Raw genomic sequence first — 19,940 nt, 5'->3', positions numbered from 1 at the left:
TTGTGGCCCAATCCAAGAAAATGCGTCCACATCGGGGAACGTTGTGAATTTGACACAGATCAAAATACTGGAGAAGTGAAATGGTCGCGGATAGCAATATACAGGTTTGGCTAGAGACTTTTGCAAAAGCGCAGCCCGCTGTCGTTGTACCCTATGTGCGCAGCAGCGCTGACACGACGCTACGCTATAAGGTGCGTACCGTGAAGAAGAGCGACACTGGTAAAACCGTGATAGGGCAAGGCGGAGTCGTCACAGTACTGGCGAATGTGCCGGCGGCGCTGTCACATATGTCTTTAAGTCGTACGCCCAACGATGAATGTGAAATCGATTTAGTGCTTTCCGAGGCCGGAGCGGCCGACCGAAACTACCACTTCAAATGCCCAGATTAAAGGCATCCAGGGATTTTGTCTATTTAAAGTAATGACTTACAGCGTGTTTTATGCAGCATATGCTTGCGTATTAAACGCTGTGCCAATACCATAAAGAAACAATCCAGTTGGATATTCGTTTCGCTATCAGCGGAACTAGACAGATGGTTGTATCACGATGGTAATCAGTGCCGACGTCGCTTTGTGACAGTACCGCATACGGCGGACGGCCATGGGGCCTAGTGCTTCAGCCACTCAATCGGCGCTCACAAGAGCGGCGAGGAACCTAGGAAGAAGAAGAATGCCGACTATTATTGTCATCGAGCCTCACCCCTTGCTAAGGCTCGGTATCTTGCAGCTTTTATCGGATGTCGTGCCGGGCGTGCAACTGGAAGGCGGCGAATATGCGTCCCCCCCGCAAGACGTTCACAAGTCCGGCCAATGCGCCCTTTTGCTCCTGTCGATCTCGTCGCTGGACGACGTGCACGACCTGGTAACGGCCGCCGATCGATCCTATTCGCCCAAGGCCGTCTTATTACTGGCCGAAAGCAGCGATATGCCGACTTCGGCCAAGGGGTTGCCAGCCTCTGTGGCTGGGTATGTGCCCAAGAATGTACCACCGGAAGTGTTGCAAGCATCGGTACGCCTGATACTGGCAGGCGGCACGTGCTTTCCGTTGCGGCCCAACGGAAGCAAACCACCCCAGACGCTGACACCGTTATACGAATCGGTCAAATGGCCTCCCGCACCCGAAACAAAACCTAAGATGGTATCGGAGGCCAATTCGGAATGCCAGATGCTGGGGCTGACTCCGCGTCAATACGAAGTCCTGGTACTGCTTGCCCGGGGCTATCCCATGAAGACAGTGGGCCGCTACCTGAATATCTCGGTGGCGACCGCAAAGGCCCATACCGAAACCCTATATCAGCGCCTTGACGTACATAACCGGAACGCGGCAGTTTATGCCGCTGTGTCGCGCGGCGCCACACTGGGTTGGGCGTCGATCAGCGGAAATCAGGAGTCCGGTTCCGCACCCATCAAGCCCGAGCTTGAAGCACATAACAATATCGACTTCAGACCGGGCACGGCGGCCCGGGCGCGGACTGGAATTCGACCTTGAAAACCACTCTGGCCTGTGCAAGCGCAGGCCAGAGAACACAGCAGAATAGTTGCTTGTACCGATGATCAGGCTTCGAGCCTTGCATCCATCGTTATCTTGGCATTAAGCACCTTGGATACCGGGCACCCCGCTTTGGCCTGGTTTGCAATCTCGTCAAACTTGGCCTCGTCCGCTCCTGGTATGCGGGCGACGACCGTAAGATGGCTGGCAGTGATGGCAAAGCCATCGCCGACCTTTTCGAGGGTTACCGCTGCACTGGTATTTATGCTTTCCGGTGTAAGACCGGCCTCGCCCAGCATTAGCGACAAAGCCATGGAAAAGCAGCCTGCATGCGCGGCACCGATGAGTTCTTCCGGATTCGTTCCCGGGCCATCTTCGAACCTGGACTTGAAGCCATAGGGAGCGTTGTTCAGCACCCCCGTCTCGGTTGAGATCGTGCCACCACCTTCCTTGATACTTCCCTTCCAGACTGCCGATGCATGTTTAATCATCACTGCTCCTTGTATGGACGGATATAAAATTACAACAAACCCATCTGCAAGCGCGCCGGCTCGCTAATCATTTCGCGGCTCCATGGCGGGTCCCAGACGAGGTCTACTGTGACCTCGTCCACGCCGTGTATGGATAACAGTTTGCTGCGCGCTTCGTCAGCAATCATGGTGCCCATGCCGCAACCGGGGGCTGTGAGTGTCATCTGCGCCTCGATGCGGAACTTTTCTTCACCGACCGGCAACACCTTGCAGGCGTAGACCAGGCCGAGGTTGACGATATCGACCGGGATTTCGGGATCGTAGCAAGTGGCAAGCAGGCTCCAGGCCGCATCTTCGACCGACTGGGCCGTTACCGGTCCTTCCGGGACATGCGCCTGCGCCTCGATGGGATCAAATCCTAGTGCATCGCCGTCGATACCTTCAATTCGGTACAGGTTGCCTTCCACGACAACGGTGTAGCTTCCGCCCAGTTGCTGGGTGATGGTGGCCGAACAACCTTCCTCGATGGTGACGGGCGACCCGTAGGGAACCGTCACTGCGGGGCAGTCGCGATTCACAATGACTTCCTGGCGTGCATAACTCATGATAGGCCTCTTTCTCTATTCGGTGCGGGCAACGTCTCTGGCCTGCGTAATGGCATTGTGCAATGTATGCCACGCCAACGTGGCGCATTTCACTCGGGCGGGAAACTCGCGGACGCCCGAAAGAACCTCAAGCTTGCCGAAATCACGGCCCTCTGGCTGGGCTTCGGTAAGCATAGCGTGCATATCGCGGAACAAGGATTCGACCTCATCGATGGACTTGCCCCTGACGGCTTCAGTCATGAGCGAGGCTGAGGCTTTGGAAATGGCGCACCCATGACCCACAAAACTGGTCTCGTGCACCACACCATCCTTGACTTGCGCATAGATCGTCAGCTGATCGCCGCACAATGGATTATGGCCGACTGCCGTGTGGCTTGCGTCATCCATTGCGTGAAAGTTGCGTGGATGACGGTTGTGATCGAAAATCACTTCCTGATAAAGCTCGCGTAGATCGCCGTACTGTTCAGTCATCCCGGGGTCCTGTTCCAAACAATTTCTGTGCCTTGCGCAAACCGGCGGCAAGCGCGGCAACGTCGTCGTGGCTGTTATACAAGGCGAACGACGCCCGCGCCGTGCCGGGTATGCCGAAACGCGTCATCAAAGGCATCGCGCAATGGTGTCCGGCCCGAATCGCGACGCCTTCCATATCCAGAATTGTGCCCAGGTCGTGCGGATGTATGCCATCGACCACGAACGACACAATGCCAGCCTTGCGATCGGCAGTGCCGATTATTCGAATGCCTGGCAACGACGCCAACTCGGCGGTCGCGGCATCCAGCAATGATTGTTCATGGGCAGCGATGGTGTCCATGCCGATTTCCTGCATATACCGTATGGCGGCGTCCATGCCCACAACGCCCGCGATATTGGGCGTGCCTGCCTCGAATCGCTGAGGCACATCCGCATAAGTGCTGCGCTCGAAACTAACCGTATGAATCATGTCGCCACCGCCTTGCCAAGGGGGCATGTCGGCAAGGATGTCGTAACGCACGTACAAAGCGCCAATGCCAGTAGGCCCATAGAGCTTGTGTGCGGAAAAGGCATAGAAGTCACAATCGAGCGCCTGGACATCGACCGTTTGATGTGCAACGGCCTGCGCGCCGTCGATCAATACCTTGGCGCCGACTTCGTGCGCCATGGCGATCATTTCGGCGATAGGGTTGATGGTGCCCAGCGCATTCGAAATATGCACCACCCCCACCAGGCGTGTCCGCGGGCCCAGCAAGGCCCGATACTCGTCCAGATCGAGCTCGCCGGAATCCGTCACCGGAACAACGCGCAGCACAGCCCCCGTTTGCTCGCACAGCAGTTGCCACGGCACGATATTGGAGTGATGCTCCATGCCGGTAATAAGAATTTCATCGCCTTGCTTCAATGCCGACCGCGCCCAGCTCCAGCACACAAGATTGATGCCTTCGGTCGTGCCGCGGGTGAAGACGATTTCTTCGGACCGGGCCGCATTAAGCAACTGCCGTACGCGTTCGCGTCCTTGCTCGTAAAGATCGGTGGCGTGTTGCGAGAGCCAGTGCACGCCACGATGGATATTGGCGTTGGACTGCTCGTAGAAACGGGATTCGGCCTGTATGACCGCCACCGGCTTCTGTGTGGTTGCACCGTTATCAAGGTAGACGAGACGCCGACCTTGCACCTGACGCGACAAGATGGGAAAGTCGCCCGCACGATCCAATAGGGATGCATGGCCTGCGTTGATCAAGGGTGCATTCATGCGAGGACCCCCAGACTTGCACCACCGGGCAACAACGATCGAATTGCATGCGCTACGCGCTGGCGCACGGATTCAATTTCAATGCGCTCGAGCGACTGGGCCGCGAAGGCGTACGTCAGTATATTGCGCGCATGAATTTCATCCAGACCCCGGGAGCGCAGGTAGAACATACTGTCTTCGTCGATCTGGCCCACGGTGGCGCCGTGGGCGCACTTGACGTCGTCGGCGTATATTTCAAGCTCGGGACGGGCGTCGGCCTTGGCCATGCGGGACAATAGCAGACTGTCGGACCGCTGAACGGCGTCGGTGCCGTCGGCTCCGGGTGAAACTAGGATGCGTCCGCCGAATACTCCGCGCGCCTTATCGGTAAGAATGCCACGGTAGTATTCACGGCTGACGCCATGAGGCTGGGCATGACCAATTAGCGTATGGTGATCCACATGGCGTCGCCCATCGACGTAGTACAGCCCATTCAGCAAGGTCTCGCAACGCTGCCCGCCAAATGTGGTGGCGATATCGTGGCGTGCCAGGCGTGCCCCGAAGGACATGGAGTGGGAATTGAATACGGATCCCTTGGCCTGTTCTACGTTCAGGGCGCCCAGGTGGAATGCCTCTTCGCTTTCCTGCTGCAGTTTGATATGGGTGATTCGTGCATCCGTGGCGAGATTGGCACGCGTCACCGTATTGGTAAAGGTGACACTGCTGCCCTGGCCGACATAATGCTCCACGATGGTGGCCTGCGAATTGGTCTCGGCGCTGATAAGGTTGCGCGGGAAACTGGCGCCCTGAGCGCTGGCAGCAATGAAGAGCAGGTGCACGGGCTCTTCAAGCACGACACCTCGCGCCAGATGAATGAACGCACCATCGGAAGCCAGTGCCACATTCAGTGCCGTCGCGCTTGAACCCTGGCTTTCAGTCCCGAACGCGTCCTGGACCTGGTCAGGTGAAGTGACCAGGGCCTGAGATAGGCTGCGCAGCTCTGCACCAGCCGGCAAGGAACCCACTTTCGACAGCCCGGGGGCATAGCGGCCGTCGACAAAGACGAGCCAATGACCAGAGTCGGCGCCACGCACTTGGCTGGCCAGGTCGTCGGCCGGCGCATCAGTCGTCGGAACAAACGATTGCTGCTCGAGTGTCGCCAGCGATGTATGGCGCCAGCTTTCATGTCTGGTGGTCGGCCAGCCTTCCTCGGCGAACCGCTGGATGGCGTTTTTCCGCATGGCGGCGAGCCAAGGCACGTTGGCGCCTGTCAAACCCTGCTCGCGAACCGCAAAGTCGGCCACCCAGGTTTGTACAGTGCTCATGCCGCCGCTCCTTTTCCGGTGACGGACGATTCGCCGCCTATCCAGCCGTATCCACGCTCTTCGAGTTCCAGGGCCAGTTCGCGTCCACCCGAGCGCACGATCTTGCCACCGGCGAGCACATGCACGAAATCGGGCACGATGTAGTCGAGCAGCCGCTGGTAATGGGTGATGACAATAAGGGCCCGCTCTGGGGAACGCAAGCGGTTCACACCGTCGGCCACGACCTTCAAGGCATCGATGTCGAGCCCCGAATCGGTTTCATCCAGTATGGCGAGCTTGGGTTCAAGCAAGGTCATTTGCAGGATCTCGTTGCGTTTCTTTTCCCCACCCGAAAAGCCTTCGTTTACGGAGCGATACAGAAACTCTTCCTTCATGCCCACGGCCTTCATTTCGCTTTTTACACGTTTGAGGAAATCCATGGCGTCAAGCTCGGGCAGGCCCTGATGTCGACGGACGGCATTGACGGCGGCCTTGAGGAAATAGGCATTTGATACACCGGGGATCTCGATGGGATACTGAAAAGCCATGAACAGGCCTGAGCGGGCACGCTCTTCAATTGGCATTTCCAGGAGATTCTGGCCCATCCAGTCGACAGAGCCGCTTTCGACGGTGTAGCTTTCACGCCCTGCCAGCACTTGCGACAGGGTACTTTTTCCGGAGCCGTTGGGCCCCATGATGGCATGCACTTCGCCAGCGTTGACTGTTAAATTCAGGCCGCGCAGTATCGATTTGTTCTCGATCGAGGCGTGCAGATCTTTAATATTCAGCATTACGACTTCTCCTTAACCTACGCTGCCTTCCAGACTTACGCCGAGCAGGTTCTGAGCCTCGACTGCAAATTCCATTGGCAATTCCTTGAAAACTTCCTTGCAGAAACCATTGACGATCATGGAGACGGCGTCTTCCGCCGTCAGGCCGCGCTGCATGGCATAAAACAATTGATCTTCCCCGATGCGCGAGGCGGTTGCTTCGTGCTCCACACTGGCCGTGGGATTCTGCACCTCGATGGTGGGAAACGTGTGCGCCGCGCACCGTTTGCCAATAAGAAGCGAGTCGCACTGCGTATAATTGCGTGCGTTTTCCGCCTTTGGCGTCATGCGGACCAGACCACGGAAAGTATTGCTGCCATACCCGGCAGAAATTCCCTTGGAGATGATGGTGCTGCGTGTATTGCGGCCCATATGTATCATTTTTGAGCCCGTATCGGCTTGCTGGCGATGATTGCTGAGCGCCACGGAATAGAACTCTCCGGTGGAATCATCGCCACGCAGGATCACGCTGGGATATTTCCAGGTGATGGCCGATCCGGTTTCCACCTGAGTCCAGGAGATGCGCGAACGGGCGCCGCGACAGTCGCCGCGCTTGGTCACGAAGTTATAAATGCCGCCTTTGCCGTCTTTATCGCCGGGGTACCAGTTTTGTACCGTGGAATACTTGATCTTGGCGTCGTCGAGCGCTACCAGTTCCACGACCGCGGCGTGCAATTGGTTTTCATCCCGCATGGGCGCCGTACAGCCTTCAAGGTAACTGACTGACGCACCTTCGTCCGCAATAATGAGAGTACGCTCGAACTGACCCGTGTCTTGTGCATTAATGCGGAAATACGTCGACAGCTCCATGGGACATCGCACGCCTTTGGGTATATATACGAACGATCCGTCCGAAAACACGGCGGAGTTCAGGGCAGCGTAGTAATTGTCGTTGGTGGGTACCACTGTACCCAGATACTTGCGTACCAGTTCGGGGTGGTCCTTGACCGCCTCCGAGAATGAACAGAAGATGACGCCGACTTCGGCCAGTTGCTTGCGAAATGTCGTCGCGACCGATACAGAGTCGAATACCGCATCCACGGCCACACCGGCCAGGCGGGCGCGTTCGTGCAGCGGGACACCCAGTTTCTCGTAAGTACGCAGAAGCTCGGGATCGACCTCGTCCATGCTTTTGAGGCCCTCTTTCTTCTTGGGCGCGGAGTAGTAGCTGATGTCCTGGAAATCGATACGCGGAAAACTGACCTGGGCCCACTCCGGAAGCGTCATGGTGAGCCAGTGCCGGTAGGCTGCCAGACGCCATTCGAGCATGAACTCGGGCTCGCCTTTCTTCGACGACAACAAGCGTATCGTGTCCTCGGATAAACCTTTGGGTATGGTGTCCGACTCTATCGACGTAACGAAACCGGCCGAATATTCGCGGTCCAGAAATGAGTCGAGGCTGTCGTTTACGGTATTCATTCGGGAAAACTCCATGTCGTGGCCTGGGCGGCCCGTGTTCTTGCTTGCGATGCGGGCAAATGCCGGGGTATCAGCGGAAATTCGATGGGTGTGGGACTGAGCATGTCGGCGACGCTAACGTCTTCGAGCGTGTGCCGAATGATGGAATTGATGCGCTGCCAGTTAGTGCGTATGTGGCAGCCTGCCTCGACGCTGCAGGCACCCGGCATGGATGTGCATTCGGTCAGGCCGAATGGCTGGTCTTCCAGAGCGTCTATAATGTGCGCGATGCTGATGGTGTCGGCTGGCCGGCCCAGCATATAACCGCCACGCGAGCCACGGCTGCTTTTCACCAGTTCGTGTTGTCCCAACAGTTTAAGCACCTTGCTGACAGTGGGTTGACCAAGCCCCAGCGTGGCTGCCAATTCGGCAGCGCTGAACACGCGTTCAGGCGCGCTCGCCATGTGGGTAAGCACCAAGGTGCCATAGTCGATAATCTTGCTGATACGCAGCATCTGCGTACTCTCCGGATAATTTCTTGCGAATCAAATCATATAGTACCGTTCCAGTACTATATTGTCAATCCGGATTCACTCATGCAGCTCCATTGGGAACATCCTGGTCCTTGCCGCTTTGCTGCAATGCCCACATCTGTGCATACCGGCCGTTCTGGCTGATGAGATCCCGGTGCGAACCGCGTTCAAGAACCTTGCCATGATCCAGTACGATGATCTCGTCGGCATCGACGATCGTGGAAAGGCGATGAGCAATGATCAGTGTGGTCCTGTCCTTGGCCACCAAACGCAACTCGTCCTGGATCACACGCTCGGTGCGTGTATCGAGCGCACTGGTCGCTTCGTCCAGGATCAGGATAGGCGGATTCTTGAGGACTGTACGCGCAATGGCAACGCGCTGTTTTTCGCCGCCCGATAATTTCAGGCCCCGCTCACCGACCTGTGTCTGATAGCCATCCGGTAGGTTCATCACAAAATCATGGATACTTGCGGCCTTTGCGGCTTGGACGATTTCCTGTTCGGACGCACCTGGCCTGCCATAGGCAATGTTATACAGGATGGTGTCATTGAACAGCACCGTGTCCTGGGGAACGATGCCGATATGCTGGCGCAGGCTGGCCTGGGTGAGGTCACGTATATCGGTATCGTTGATCGTGATCGAGCCGGAATGGACGTCGTAGAAACGAAATAGCAATCTCGACAAGGTCGATTTGCCGGCCCCCGACGATCCTACCACTGCCAACGTCTTGCCCGCCGGTATGGAGAAACTGACATCGAAGAGAATCTGACGATTCGACTCGTAGCCGAAATCAACATGATTGAAGCGGATCGCTGCCTGCGATGTTCGCAACGGGTGCGCGTCAGCGCGGTCGGCAACTTCCTCGCCCTGCTCCATCAAACCAAACATGCGTTCCATATCGGCCAAGGCGTGCTTGATCTCACGGTACACAAAGCCAAGGAAATTGAGCGGTGCATAAAGCTGCGTGAGATAGGCCGAAACAAGAACCACATCTCCCACCGACATCGTGTTGCTTACGACCCCTTCAGCCGATAGCCACAGCAGCAACGTGATGCCAGCGGTGATGATGACCCCCTGCCCCATGTTGAGGAAATTGAGGGAGACCTGGTTCTTGACGGCCGAATCCACCCACTTTCCAAGATTGGTGTCATATCGATCCAGCTCATAGCCTTCGTTGCCGAAATACTTTACGGTTTCATAGTTGATCAAGGCATCGATCGCCTTGCTGTTGGCCTTGCTGTCCAGATCATTCATGCTGCGTCGGTAGACCATGCGCTTTTCAGTGACCAGCAGTGTGAAGACAATATACGCAGCGATGGTACCCAAAGTCACCACGGCAAAGCGCCAGTCATAGCGCCACAACAAAATGGCAGTCACCATGCCGATTTCAAGCAAGGTCGGCAGGATATTGAACACCATGAAATTCAACAAGAAGCCTATGCCTTTGGTTCCCCGTTCAATATCCCGACTCAAGCCGCCCGTTTGTCGTTGCATGTGGAAGCGCAGCGATAATGCAAAAAGATGTTTGAACAGTTGCGCAGCAATACGACGGATGGACCCCTGTGTTACGCGTGCAAACAGCGCATCACGTAGCTCTCCGAAGACGCTGGACGCCAAGCGTGCGAAACCGTAGCCTAGCAGGGCCGCGACAGGCAGAATGAGCAACGTTCCCGGCAGGCTAAGTTTGTCGACGATGTCTTTCAGAAACAACGGGAGGATTACACCGGCGACCTTGGCAGCCACCAGACATGCCAGGGCCGCAACCACGCGCCGCTTGAATTGCCACACATAGGGCAGCAGGGACTTTATCGTCTTTATATCATCGCGCCCTTCCGGCGCTGGTCCATGGTGACGTATTCTCATTTAGCGGGATCCTTCAAGAACTTCATGATTTGCTGCAGGAATATCTGCGCCACTTCCAGCGAACCGGCGACTGAAAGATGCGATGTATCGGAATATCGGACATTCTGGTCGCTCGTGGCCGAACATACGCCATGCAGGCACAGGACATCGTAAGGGTTCAGGAAAAGCACCTGTGAATTTGACTGAAACGCGCGCGCCAACTGCTGGTTCAATTCGTATCCGAGCCCGCGCTCCGACGGCAGCTGCAACGATGCCAGGCATGCCATGGGCACATAATCCGGACGCTCCAGACAGGCGCTGGCACCGCCCGCCGCGCGAATGCCAGGCTGGTTGCCGATGACGACCAGCTTGCGCCGCGGGTTGTCGGCGACCAGCTCCATGACATTCGCAATTAAGAAGCGGCCATAATCGGCCGAGGTTGCGAACTCCAGTCGAGTGCCATCGGGGCGTGCCAACAAATGCCGGTATCCGGTCCAGCTCATTGTGTAGACCAGGGGCAGGTCATTGTCGTCAAGCAGGGCCTGAAGTCGCCCGCTGGTGTCGAGGCAATCCTGGCGCGGACGACCGGCGAGAAGGCGTGTAACGTCAGGACCCAGTATGCAGCCGTGCCGGAACACGCCTTGCATACTGTCCCCGCTCTGCTTCAGCCAAAAATCAAAGCCGGCGGCATATTGCAGGGCGAAACTATCGCCTGCGAAAATCGCCAGCGGCCTGCTAGTTGACGTTTCGCCTAGTACTGCGTCAAGCGCGTAGCCTTCACCGCCGAAAAGACGCGCCTGCGCGATCGATGGGTCGGCGATACGTTGCTCGTACTGGTCATTAACCCTGAATGGCAATCCTTGCTGAAAATACACGTAGGCACTGGGTGCAATCACCAGCGCAATCGCCGCGGCGCAGGACGCAGCCTTGACCCGGCTCCAGCTGATGAGATCGACCCTCCGGTATCTGCGCTCCACCCACCGGTACATCGGATATGCCAGGAAGAATGGCAGACCGAAAAGAAGGAACTTGTCCTGGAATTCCAGAGGACGATAAACATGAAACTTATAGAAAACAATCAGCGGCCAATGGACCAAGTACAGGGAGTATGAGCTCAGCCCGATAAACACCGCGACCCGGTTACGCAAAAGCACACCCAGATAGCGCGCACGCCCGGCGTATATGCACAGCGCCGCGCCGGTCACGGGGATCAACGCATTGACGCCCGGAAAAATAGTCGTGCTGTCAAAGGCCAATACGCTATACATCAACAACAGCAAGCCCGTAGCAAGTAACGCTTCCTGCGTCCTGTTAGCCGGCATGAATCTGCGCTCCAGCCACGGCAGCAATCCGCCCGCAGCAAATTCAAACATCCGGAATGGCATAAGAAAATAATTGGCCGATGGATCGCGCAACGTGAACCATTGGGACGCCGCGAGTGACAGCATACCGACCAACAATATGGCCCAGGGCAGCATGGCCGGGCGCCAGCGCCAGACGCCATAGATGACCAAAGGCCATACCAGGTAGAACTGCTGTTCGACGCCCAGCGACCAGGTATGAAGCAAGGGATTCAACTCCGACGATGTGTCAAAGTAGCCGGCTACCTGCCAGAAGACAACGTTGGACGCCGAGAAGAAGGCGGCCACGCTGGACGCCGCCAGAGTCCGGTACTGGGTGGGGTCGAATAGTACAAAACCCGCGACCATGACCAGCACCAAGGTAGCAATCAAGGCGGGGTACAAGCGTGCAACGCGCCGCGCCATGAACGGCAAAAGACTGAACCGTTGACGTTCACAGTCCGACTGGATGATCTGGGTAATGAGGTAGCCGGAGATAACGAAAAAAACGTCGACCCCAACAAAGCCGCCGCCAAACGGAGCAAAACCCGCATGGAAGAGCAGCACGCTTAGTACAGCAACTGACCGCAGTCCGTCGACTTCCGGACGATAGGATTTGGATGTGCCCGTCACTGAGGCAAAGGGAAGACTACCAGACATGTATCCGCTATGTTGTTACGGGAAGAGGTGGCGAAGTGTAGCAAGCACCGCTCGTGGAATATGTATCAACGCGTCGCTGAACCACCACGGCGGCTTTTCATTGAAGTTCCTTGCGCTGTTCCAGCAATAAGTCATAGAACGCCTGCGCGGCGCTGGAGAGGCTTTTTTCCTTGCGTCGAATCAGGAACAGCGAGCGCTTCACTGCATCTTTTGGGGACAAAGGTACTATGCTCAGGTCGGGATGTTGAAAGTGAAATAACGTCATCGCAGGGACGAGACTTATCCCTAGTCCGGCCACGACCAAGCCTGTGACTGTCGCCAGGTGATCGACCTCCAGCAGCGAATCGAAGTCGGCAGAAGCCGGATTGTCAGCCAGGCTTTGTCTGATGCTGCTGCCCTTACCCAACTGGATGATGGCGCGGTTCTTGATATCTGCCAGGTCAACGGATTTCCTGGCTGCCAAGGCGTCATCGCGCCGGCATACAACAAAGAAAGAGTCTTCGCATAAAGGCTGCGCGACGAGGCCGGTCATATCCTGCCCTTTGGCCGCCACGGCAATGTCTGCAGAACCTCGTCGCACCAGGTCAAGACAAGGTTCCAGCAATGCGTCATGGAGTTGTAATTGGACACCGGGGAACTCAGAATGGAAGCGTGCATAGATGGCAGGTAGCCAGCCAGCCGCCAACGACGGCAGCGCCGCGACGGAAACCCGTCCACGCCGTTTGGCCACATGTTCCTTCAGGTCACCCATGACGGCGTCCATATCGTTCAACAAACGCAACGCCGACACATTGAACAAGCGTCCTTCGGGAGTCAATTCGACACGGCGCGTTGTGCGGTCGAACAAGCGAATGCCCATTGAGTCCTCAAGGGATTTGATCAGGGCGCTGAATGCCGGCTGCGTCTGGTGACAACGCTGCGCCGCTTTGGTGAATTGCCGTTCCTGGACCAGAGCGACAAAAGCCCTCAATTGACGCGAAGAAAGATTCATGGGTATATGGACATAATGGATATGATATTTCTATTTTACTTATTAATGACACGACCCTATAGTGAAAGTCCCGTTACACACACAGGCAAATTAATGAGCTCGGGCACGTTCAAGATAGGCTGCGCCACTGGTTTCTCCGGCGACCGCACTGACGGCGTGCTGCCTGTCGTCAATACGCTCATTCAGACCGGCGGCCAGGTGCTCATCTTCGAAACCCTGGCTGAACGCACACTGGCCTTGTCCCAACTTGCCAAGAATCGTGACCCGGAATTCGGCTACGAGCCTTTGCTTGTGGATCTGGTTGGCCCCGCGTTGGGCTTGTGCCTGCAGCATGAAATCAAGATTGTCAGTAACTTCGGTGCCGCCAATCCGCCGGCCGCGGGCCGGCGCATCAAAGCCCTGGCACGAGAACGAGGCTTGCGAATACCGCGGGTTGCCGTCCTCGCGGGCGACCAGTTGACCAACGACGCTCAACGGGATTACCTGCGCCAACGCATGGGCCCGCAATTTGATCGACTGGATATCGTAAGCATCAACGCTTATCAGGGTGCGGCTGAAATTGCCGACGCCTTGCTTTCAGGCGCGGACGTCGTCGTTGCCGGGCGCGTTGCCGATCCTTCTTTGGTGGTAGGTCCGGCCCTGGCGCATTTCGGCTGGAGAATCGACGACTGGCACCGCCTGGGCTGCGCGACCATGGCCGGCCATCTACTCGAATGTGGCACTCAGGTCACCGGCGGATATTTTGCAATACCAGGTCTGAAAGATGTTGCAGGCATGGATGACCTTGGTTATCCAATTGCCGCTATCGACGATTCAGGCAGCTTTTCGATCAGCAAGGCAACATCCACAGGCGGCCTGGTCAGCAAGCAAACAGTCAAAGAGCAGTTGCTTTATGAGGTGCATGATCCCGCGGCTTATCTGACACCTGACGTTACGGCCGACATCAGTCGCGTCACCGTCACCGAAACAGCAAAAGATGTCGTGCGTATCGATTGCGTCACCGGGCATGCCAGGCCCGATACCCTCAAGGTCAATATCTGCTACCAGGGAGGATGGTTGGCCGAGGCCGAGATTTCCTATGCAGGCATCCAAGCAGAGGCCCGCGCCCGGCTCGCTGCGGAAACTGTGCAAAAACGCCTGGGCACGCAATTGAAGCTGCGTATCGACCTGATTGGAGCGAGCAGTATTTTCGGGGACGACGACGGCGAATATTTGCGCAGGCAGACGCCCGGACGCTCCAGGGACATACGCTTGCGGATTGCGGGTGCGCATCCGCAAAAGGATATTGCTGAAAAGGTCTTGCGTGAAGTGACTGCCCTTTACACCTGTGGGCCGGCTGGCGGCGGCGGAGTGCGTACTTCCTTGCATCCCCGATTGAATACCTTGTCCAGTCTTGTTCCCCGGGATCTGGCACCGGCAAGCTGGCATTTCCTTGAGTAATAGACCATGACCGTCTTGTCCACGCGTACCGTCCCTTTATACCGACTGGCGCACAGCCGCACGGGCGACAAAGGAAACATCTCGAATATCAGCGTCATCGCCTGGCTGCCCGACCACCTCCCGATACTGGAAGAGCAGCTAACCGAGGCGGCAGTTCAGGAATGGTTTGCTTTCCGGCGCCCCACTTCCGTCAAACGCTATCTGCTCGAATCCATCGCTGCCATGAACTTTGTGCTCGAAGGCGTTCTCGATGGGGGGGTCAACGACGCACTGAACCTGGATACGCATGGCAAAGCCTTATCTTTTTACCTGCTCGATTTTCCCATCCGTGTAAGCACCGAGCTTGCCAAGACCCTGCCTGACATTCAAGGCTAAAACAAATCAAATCCCAGGAGACCATCATGTTTCATACAAAAATCAAGAAAACGATATTGGCAACTGCCATAAGCTTGTGCGTGCCATGGGCTGCGCAAGCCCAGGACACCTTCCCCAGCCGCCCGATCACTTTCGTAGTACCCTTCGGTCCTGGGAGCGCCACTGACCAGCTGGCGCGTGCCATTGCCCAAGGTGTGACAGAACAAGCCGGCCAGACAGTGGTCATCGAGAATAAACCCGGAGCAAGCGCCATGATAGGTGCCAGCGATGTCGCTCGCGCGACACCGGATGGCTACCGCGTGCTTATCACTACCAACACCTCACAATCAGCCAACCCGCACCTTTACAAGAAACTCAGTTACGACCCGGTCCAGGATTTTGCGCCAGTCACCCTCCTCGGAACTGGCGGCCAGATCATGGTTGTGAATCCATCCTCCCCGGCCAAGACAGTAGGTGACTTTATAAAGATCGCTAAGGAGAATCCTGGAAAACTCTCTTTTGGCAGCGGCAGTTCCAGCAGCCGGGTTGCAGGCGAACTCTTTCAACAAATGGCCGATGTACAGCTATTGCACGTCCCTTACAAGAGCAACCCGTTGGTCATCACTGATTTATTGGGCGGGCAGATTGACATGATGATGGCCGATATGGCCACCGGTCTGCCGCAGGTCAAGGCGGATAAGCTGCGGGCGTTGGGCGTGACCACGGTGGAGCCCTCATCGCTCGCGCCAACCGTACCCACCATTAGTTCCGCAGGGGTTCCGGGCTATGAAATGGGGTACTGGTTCGCGGCATACGTTCCCGCCAAGACCCCGGATGCGGTCGTGAACCGGCTAAACGAACTGCTGGTCGGGGCGACCACACGCGCGGCTGCAAAACAGTTCTACGCCAGCACTGGCACCAAGCCCGTCACATCGACACCCGCTGAACTGGCAGACTTCCAGAAAAAAGAAACCGGAAAGTGGGGAGCAATCATCAAGAAGGCTGGTATCGAGCCGTCCTGAGCTGATTTTATTTATTGACCTTCCATGTCCACCGCTCGTATCGTCCGAAAACTCCTAATACAATAACGTTGTCCCGGACAAACCTGGTCCCGGACGAAAACGGAGATAGTATGGTTGTTTCACCCTTCGATTACGAAGCGGCGCTATTTGCGTGCGCGCAAGGCGATCAGGATGCACTTCAAGATTTGTACCAGCATGAGTCGCCCCGCATGCTGGCCTTGTGCCTGAAGATGCTCGCCCAGCGCACTATCGCTGAAGATCTGATGCGGGATACCTTTGTATCGATCTGGAAACATGCGAACAGCTACGATCCCGGCCTCGGCGCTGGTCGCGCCTGGATGTACAGCATCCTGCGCTACAGGGCGCTACATCGGCTGCGGCTGTCGCGCCCAGCTCAATCCCTGGACATGGGCTGGACCGAAAAACTGCCCGACACAGGCGGCGATCATTCACCCTCCTCCACGATTCTCGACGCCATTGCCGCACTCGATGAAGCGCAGCGGCGGCCCCTATTGATGGCTTTCTATAATGGCTATACGTACGAACAAATTGCGGCACGTCTCGATGCGCCAGCAGCACACATCAAACAATGCGTGCAAACCGGCCTGAACCGCATCGTGGAGCAACAGCCAGTATGAGCAGCTCGCCGACAACTTACGATCGCGAGATCCTGATCGCGGAATATACGCTGGGCCTCCTAAATTCGCAGGAGTCATCACAGGCGCAACAACTGCTGGGCGAAGACATCCAGGCCGCCGCGGTGGCATTGAAGTGGGAAAGTCACTTCCTCGAATTGGTCGATTTGCTTGCGCCCGTCCATCCAGGACCTCAATCACTGCAGCGCCTGCAAGCGACTCTAGGACACTCCACCACCAAACGTCCTGCAAATCCAGCGACCCCTGCAACGATTCCCGCCGCAATCAGGAAAGTAGCTCCTATTGCGCAGCCACCCATCCGGGCGCCCGAGCGGACAGCGGCTAGTGCACAGAAATCGGAACAGGAAGCACCACTCACGGTGGCCACTGTGCTGCGCACCAGGGAGAAACCTCTCGAATCTCCGCAAAACAGGGCTTCCGTCCCCGCGACTGAAAAGAAAACGGCCGCCAGCGCATCCCACACCAAGGCTCCGACTGGTTCGCCAAAGAAGGCGATGAAACCTGAACCCACGGTGAAACCCGTGTCAGAGCCAGTAGCCAAGCCGAAGAAGGGCAATATATGGTTCTGGCGCATCGCAAGCGGCATCTTTGCTTCGATTGCGATCGTATTGGGACTCATGCCCAACGAACCGGCTGCCCCACCGATTACCGTCGTAGAAGTCGCAGCGACGAGGGCTGCGATCATGCAGGCACCCGGACAAAGTTCAACGCCCGGCTGGGTTGTCACCATAGATCCTCAAGGCAATGTCCTGATGAATCCGCAGGTGCGCAGCGATGTTCCGGCTGACGCGTCGGTCCAGCTCTGGACCTATAACAAGACCATGACGCAGCCACGGTCGCTTGGCTTGATAGACGTAAATCAACCGGTGACGGTACCTGCCACACTCATGGGCGAAATCGGACCGGACCAACTATTCGAAATGACCCAGGAACCAGCCGGCGGGTCTCCGACCGCCAGCCCAAGCGGGCCCATACTGTTCATAGGACGCGTCGTGACATTTGGCAGGTCGGCGGTTAACCCGCCGCCTGCCGACGGGTTGACGCCCGGCCAATAGCGCTGCGGATCTTCTAGCAAACCACCACGTTGACGGCCAGGCCGCCACGTGATGTTTCTTTGTATTTGCTACGCATATCGGCGCCGGTCTGGCGCATGGTTTCTATCACCGCATCCAGCGAAACATGGTGTTTACCGTCGCCTTGCAAGGCCAAACGCGAGGCATTGATCGCCTTGACAGCACCCATGGCATTACGCTCGATACAGGGAATCTGTACCAAACCGCCTATGGGGTCGCAAGTGAGGCCCAGATTGTGTTCCATGCCGATTTCGGCGGCGTTTTCGACTTGCTGCGGGATGCCGCCCAGCACGGCCGTGAGACCAGCGGCCGCCATCGAGCAGGCCACACCAATCTCACCCTGGCAACCGACCTCCGCACCGGATATGGAAGCATTCGTCTTGTATAGGAAACCAATGGCGGCTGCTGTAAGCAGAAAATCCACAACACCCTCTGGCGTGGGCGCAGACGTAAAGACCTGGTAGTAGCGCAACACAGAGGGCAGCAAGCCGGCCGCTCCGTTGGTCGGTGCGGTAACGACCCGACCGCTTGCGGCGTTTTCCTCGTTGACAGCCATTGCAAACAGATTGACCCAATCCATCGCTGCCATGACATCGTCTTTGCCGCATTCGCGCTGCAACTCACGGTACAAGGCCGGCGCCCGCCGGCGAACTTTAAGCCCCCCGGGCAGGAGTTCGCCGGCCTGATCGTTGCCAATGCCACAACCGCGGTCAATACAAGCGTTCATGACATCGGCAAGATGCAGGACGTCCCGCCGTACCTGGTCTTCAGGCAACAGTGTGGCTTCATTGGCCATCATGATCTGGGCTATGGACTTTCCTGTTTCCTGGCAGAGATCAAGCAGCTCCCGGCCAGTCGAAAACGGGAACGGTATGGGATCGTGCTGAGGGATGGTTTCATCGGTATCGATGACATCCAGGGCACGAATGAATCCCCCGCCTATGGAAACATAGCGCTCGGCAAGAACCGCCAGGCCATCTTCATTGAAAGCAGAGAAGCGCATGCCATTGGGATGTTCCACCATGGGACGAATGCGATAGCTGAAAACCTTGTCGGGGTCGAATTTTATCGGTCGTTTCCCCCATAGCCGAAGTTCTTGTGCCGCCTTGATGTGCGCGATGAGCCCGGCAATATCCGAGGGCACTACTGTGTCCGGCGACTCACCCGACAACCCAAGCATGATGCCCATATCGGTGCCATGACCCCGTCCGGTTTCAGCCAAAGAGCCGTACAGCTCGACCGTCATTGCTACGACATCGTCCAGCACCCCGCGATCGTTAAGGTTGCGGGCAAAATTGCGTGCTGCCCGCATGGGTCCGACGGTATGCGAACTGGACGGTCCGATGCCAACCTTGAATATATCGAACACTGAAAGTGTCATGGCGGCAGCACCTCAGTGGATTAAAAGTTGCGGACGCCGTTCGTTTCTTCAAGCGCGCTGGACAGCATTTCTTTGACGGCGATCAGGTCGTTGCGCAGCCCCTGCAGCTCGGCGCCCGACAGACGCACAGCGGCATCTTGATCATGCGGCACCTCGTGGGTATCACCCAGGCGATTGCGGGCGCCGCTGATGGTGAAACCTTGTTCATAAAGCAGATCGCGTATGCGGCGAATCAGCAATACCTCGTGGTGCTGATAGTACCGGCGATTTCCTCGCCGCTTGACCGGCTTGAGTTGAGTAAATTCCTGCTCCCAATAGCGCAATACATGGGGTTTGACACAACACAGATCACTGACTTCGCCTATCGTGAAATACCGCTTGGCAGGGATGGGAGGCAAGGTGACAGGTTTTTCGCTAGAACTCATGAGCAGATTGTAGGCCGGTTAATTGAGAACACCAATTTGAGGAGGAACATCCAGCATCGACGGCTCGTATGCCATCCGTGGCGGGCTATTCTTTTTCCGGGGCGGCGACAGTGCCGCTATTTTCGACAGCGCCTTTCAGCTTCTGGCTGGCGTGAAATGTCACCACCCGGCGCGCCGCGATAGGTATGACCTCGCCAGTCTTGGGGTTGCGACCCGGGCGCGGGGGCTTGTCCCGGACCTGGAAATTGCCGAATCCCGACAACTTGACTTCGACGCCGCGCGCAAGCGAATCGCGTATCTCCTCGAAGAACGTATCGACGATATCTTTGGCTTCACGCTTGTTCAGTCCCACGCGGTCAAATAGCAGCTCGGCAAGCTCGGCCTTGGTCAGGGTGTGATCAATAGTCATTACTCTGTTACTC

General features: G+C 56.8%; 21 protein-coding genes. 7 read left to right on the top strand and 14 right to left on the bottom strand.

From position 1 onward, the window contains the following. Window positions 1-80 precede the first annotated feature (80 nt). Together csgH and CR155_RS17650 are read left to right on the top strand one after the other, a co-directional pair. Window positions 81-389, top strand: a complete 309-nt coding sequence (gene csgH / locus CR155_RS17655; RefSeq protein WP_102071353.1) for a curli-like amyloid fiber formation chaperone CsgH — start codon at window positions 81-83, stop codon at window positions 387-389. Window positions 390-669: 280 nt separating this feature from the next. Then, complete coding sequence (locus CR155_RS17650; RefSeq protein WP_102071352.1) at window positions 670-1,488, top strand: response regulator transcription factor; 819 nt, start codon at window positions 670-672, stop codon at window positions 1,486-1,488. 65 nt (window positions 1,489-1,553) lie between these two features. On the opposite strand, the gene CR155_RS17645 is transcribed toward CR155_RS17650, so the two are convergent. From CR155_RS17645 to CR155_RS17595, 11 genes are all read right to left on the bottom strand, one after another. After that, window positions 1,554-1,979 (bottom strand): OsmC family protein, encoded by a 426-nt coding sequence (locus CR155_RS17645; protein ID WP_102071351.1) that lies wholly within the window; start codon window positions 1,977-1,979, stop codon window positions 1,554-1,556. A 29-nt stretch (window positions 1,980-2,008) separates the two neighbouring features. Next, on the bottom strand, window positions 2,009-2,563 hold the full coding sequence (gene sufT / locus CR155_RS17640; protein ID WP_102071350.1) for a putative Fe-S cluster assembly protein SufT: 555 nt from the start codon (window positions 2,561-2,563) through the stop codon (window positions 2,009-2,011). 15 nt (window positions 2,564-2,578) lie between these two features. Beyond that, a complete protein-coding gene (sufU, locus tag CR155_RS17635; RefSeq protein ID WP_102071349.1) occupies window positions 2,579-3,034 on the bottom strand; it encodes a Fe-S cluster assembly sulfur transfer protein SufU in 456 nt (151 codons plus the stop codon). Continuing rightward, the gene (locus tag CR155_RS17630) at window positions 3,027-4,289 is read right to left on the bottom strand and encodes an aminotransferase class V-fold PLP-dependent enzyme (protein WP_102071348.1); all 1,263 of its coding nucleotides are present in this window, start codon (window positions 4,287-4,289) and stop codon (window positions 3,027-3,029) included. The genes sufU and CR155_RS17630 overlap by 8 nt, the downstream gene beginning before the upstream one ends. After that, on the bottom strand, window positions 4,286-5,593 hold the full coding sequence (sufD, locus tag CR155_RS17625; protein ID WP_102071347.1) for a Fe-S cluster assembly protein SufD: 1,308 nt from the start codon (window positions 5,591-5,593) through the stop codon (window positions 4,286-4,288). Before sufD ends, CR155_RS17630 begins: the two co-directional genes overlap by 4 nt. Continuing rightward, window positions 5,590-6,363, bottom strand: coding sequence for a Fe-S cluster assembly ATPase SufC (gene sufC / locus CR155_RS17620; protein ID WP_102071346.1), 774 nt, complete (start codon window positions 6,361-6,363; stop codon window positions 5,590-5,592). The genes sufD and sufC overlap by 4 nt, the downstream gene beginning before the upstream one ends. 12 nt (window positions 6,364-6,375) lie before the next feature. Beyond that, window positions 6,376-7,821, bottom strand: a complete 1,446-nt coding sequence (gene sufB, locus CR155_RS17615; RefSeq protein WP_102071345.1) for a Fe-S cluster assembly protein SufB — start codon at window positions 7,819-7,821, stop codon at window positions 6,376-6,378. Beyond that, the gene (locus tag CR155_RS17610; RefSeq protein WP_102071344.1) at window positions 7,818-8,315 is read right to left on the bottom strand and encodes an SUF system Fe-S cluster assembly regulator; all 498 of its coding nucleotides are present in this window, start codon (window positions 8,313-8,315) and stop codon (window positions 7,818-7,820) included. The genes sufB and CR155_RS17610 overlap by 4 nt, the downstream gene beginning before the upstream one ends. A 79-nt stretch (window positions 8,316-8,394) precedes the next feature. Beyond that, on the bottom strand, window positions 8,395-10,197 hold the full coding sequence (locus CR155_RS17605) for an ABCB family ABC transporter ATP-binding protein/permease (RefSeq protein ID WP_102071343.1): 1,803 nt from the start codon (window positions 10,195-10,197) through the stop codon (window positions 8,395-8,397). Further along, window positions 10,194-12,176 (bottom strand): acyltransferase family protein, encoded by a 1,983-nt coding sequence (locus tag CR155_RS17600; protein ID WP_102071342.1) that lies wholly within the window; start codon window positions 12,174-12,176, stop codon window positions 10,194-10,196. Before CR155_RS17600 ends, CR155_RS17605 begins: the two co-directional genes overlap by 4 nt. Window positions 12,177-12,273: 97 nt before the next feature. Next, entirely contained in the window at window positions 12,274-13,167 is an 894-nt protein-coding gene (locus tag CR155_RS17595; RefSeq protein WP_102071341.1) for a LysR family transcriptional regulator, read from the bottom strand. 93 nt (window positions 13,168-13,260) lie between these two features. Here CR155_RS17595 and CR155_RS17590 point away from each other — a divergent pair, with 93 nt between their 5' ends. The 5 genes from CR155_RS17590 to CR155_RS17570 all read left to right on the top strand — a co-directional run bounded on the left by CR155_RS17590 (window position 13,261) and on the right by CR155_RS17570 (window position 17,694). After that, window positions 13,261-14,607 carry an acyclic terpene utilization AtuA family protein gene (locus CR155_RS17590; protein ID WP_102071340.1) on the top strand — a complete coding sequence of 449 codons (1,347 nt, stop codon included), beginning with the start codon at window positions 13,261-13,263 and terminating at the stop codon, window positions 14,605-14,607. A gap of 6 nt (window positions 14,608-14,613) precedes the next feature. Continuing rightward, window positions 14,614-14,982, top strand: a complete 369-nt coding sequence (locus tag CR155_RS17585) for an AtuA-related protein (RefSeq protein ID WP_102071339.1) — start codon at window positions 14,614-14,616, stop codon at window positions 14,980-14,982. A 26-nt stretch (window positions 14,983-15,008) separates the two neighbouring features. Beyond that, a complete protein-coding gene (locus CR155_RS17580) occupies window positions 15,009-15,983 on the top strand; it encodes a Bug family tripartite tricarboxylate transporter substrate binding protein (protein WP_102071338.1) in 975 nt (324 codons plus the stop codon). A 110-nt stretch (window positions 15,984-16,093) separates the two neighbouring features. Then, window positions 16,094-16,621: a sigma-70 family RNA polymerase sigma factor gene (locus CR155_RS17575; RefSeq protein ID WP_102071337.1), complete on the top strand. Its 528-nt coding sequence runs from the start codon at window positions 16,094-16,096 to the stop codon at window positions 16,619-16,621. Next, window positions 16,618-17,694, top strand: a complete 1,077-nt coding sequence (locus CR155_RS17570) for an anti-sigma factor domain-containing protein (protein WP_102071336.1) — start codon at window positions 16,618-16,620, stop codon at window positions 17,692-17,694. The genes CR155_RS17575 and CR155_RS17570 overlap by 4 nt, the downstream gene beginning before the upstream one ends. A 13-nt stretch (window positions 17,695-17,707) precedes the next feature. On the opposite strand, the gene CR155_RS17565 is transcribed toward CR155_RS17570, so the two are convergent. From CR155_RS17565 to CR155_RS17555, 3 genes are all read right to left on the bottom strand, one after another. Further along, window positions 17,708-19,093, bottom strand: coding sequence for an L-serine ammonia-lyase (locus CR155_RS17565; RefSeq protein WP_102071335.1), 1,386 nt, complete (start codon window positions 19,091-19,093; stop codon window positions 17,708-17,710). Window positions 19,094-19,113: 20 nt separating this feature from the next. Continuing rightward, complete coding sequence (locus CR155_RS17560) at window positions 19,114-19,518, bottom strand: MerR family transcriptional regulator (RefSeq protein WP_102071334.1); 405 nt, start codon at window positions 19,516-19,518, stop codon at window positions 19,114-19,116. Window positions 19,519-19,603: 85 nt separating this feature from the next. Then, window positions 19,604-19,927 (bottom strand): integration host factor subunit alpha, encoded by a 324-nt coding sequence (locus tag CR155_RS17555; RefSeq protein WP_102071333.1) that lies wholly within the window; start codon window positions 19,925-19,927, stop codon window positions 19,604-19,606. Window positions 19,928-19,940: the final 13 nt, after the last annotated feature.

Source organism: Pollutimonas nitritireducens, from assembly GCF_002849615.1.
GTDB lineage: Bacteria > Pseudomonadota > Gammaproteobacteria > Burkholderiales > Burkholderiaceae_B > Pollutimonas > Pollutimonas nitritireducens.
Note: the sequence above shows the minus strand (reverse complement) of the source record. Positions and strands in the feature narration are given on the sequence as shown.

What these genes read in the sequence shown, in the direction of transcription:
- CR155_RS17575 (WP_102071337.1), top strand. Translation starts at nt 16,094, where the DNA reads ATGGTTGTTTCACCCTTCGATTACGAAGCGGCGCTATTTGCGTGCGCG.
- sufC (WP_102071346.1), bottom strand. Translation starts at nt 6,363, where the DNA reads ATGCTGAATATTAAAGATCTGCACGCCTCGATCGAGAACAAATCGATA.
- sufB (WP_102071345.1), bottom strand. Translation starts at nt 7,821, where the DNA reads ATGAATACCGTAAACGACAGCCTCGACTCATTTCTGGACCGCGAATAT.
- sufT (WP_102071350.1), bottom strand. Translation starts at nt 2,563, where the DNA reads ATGAGTTATGCACGCCAGGAAGTCATTGTGAATCGCGACTGCCCCGCA.
- CR155_RS17555 (WP_102071333.1), bottom strand. Translation starts at nt 19,927, where the DNA reads ATGACTATTGATCACACCCTGACCAAGGCCGAGCTTGCCGAGCTGCTA.
- CR155_RS17585 (WP_102071339.1), top strand. Translation starts at nt 14,614, where the DNA reads ATGACCGTCTTGTCCACGCGTACCGTCCCTTTATACCGACTGGCGCAC.
- CR155_RS17645 (WP_102071351.1), bottom strand. Translation starts at nt 1,979, where the DNA reads ATGATTAAACATGCATCGGCAGTCTGGAAGGGAAGTATCAAGGAAGGT.
- CR155_RS17605 (WP_102071343.1), bottom strand. Translation starts at nt 10,197, where the DNA reads ATGAGAATACGTCACCATGGACCAGCGCCGGAAGGGCGCGATGATATA.
- CR155_RS17595 (WP_102071341.1), bottom strand. Translation starts at nt 13,167, where the DNA reads ATGAATCTTTCTTCGCGTCAATTGAGGGCTTTTGTCGCTCTGGTCCAG.
- CR155_RS17650 (WP_102071352.1), top strand. Translation starts at nt 670, where the DNA reads ATGCCGACTATTATTGTCATCGAGCCTCACCCCTTGCTAAGGCTCGGT.
- CR155_RS17570 (WP_102071336.1), top strand. Translation starts at nt 16,618, where the DNA reads ATGAGCAGCTCGCCGACAACTTACGATCGCGAGATCCTGATCGCGGAA.
- csgH (WP_102071353.1), top strand. Translation starts at nt 81, where the DNA reads ATGGTCGCGGATAGCAATATACAGGTTTGGCTAGAGACTTTTGCAAAA.
- CR155_RS17600 (WP_102071342.1), bottom strand. Translation starts at nt 12,176, where the DNA reads ATGTCTGGTAGTCTTCCCTTTGCCTCAGTGACGGGCACATCCAAATCC.
- CR155_RS17610 (WP_102071344.1), bottom strand. Translation starts at nt 8,315, where the DNA reads ATGCTGCGTATCAGCAAGATTATCGACTATGGCACCTTGGTGCTTACC.
- CR155_RS17590 (WP_102071340.1), top strand. Translation starts at nt 13,261, where the DNA reads ATGAGCTCGGGCACGTTCAAGATAGGCTGCGCCACTGGTTTCTCCGGC.
- CR155_RS17630 (WP_102071348.1), bottom strand. Translation starts at nt 4,289, where the DNA reads ATGAATGCACCCTTGATCAACGCAGGCCATGCATCCCTATTGGATCGT.
- sufU (WP_102071349.1), bottom strand. Translation starts at nt 3,034, where the DNA reads ATGACTGAACAGTACGGCGATCTACGCGAGCTTTATCAGGAAGTGATT.
- sufD (WP_102071347.1), bottom strand. Translation starts at nt 5,593, where the DNA reads ATGAGCACTGTACAAACCTGGGTGGCCGACTTTGCGGTTCGCGAGCAG.
- CR155_RS17565 (WP_102071335.1), bottom strand. Translation starts at nt 19,093, where the DNA reads ATGACACTTTCAGTGTTCGATATATTCAAGGTTGGCATCGGACCGTCC.
- CR155_RS17560 (WP_102071334.1), bottom strand. Translation starts at nt 19,518, where the DNA reads ATGAGTTCTAGCGAAAAACCTGTCACCTTGCCTCCCATCCCTGCCAAG.
- CR155_RS17580 (WP_102071338.1), top strand. Translation starts at nt 15,009, where the DNA reads ATGTTTCATACAAAAATCAAGAAAACGATATTGGCAACTGCCATAAGC.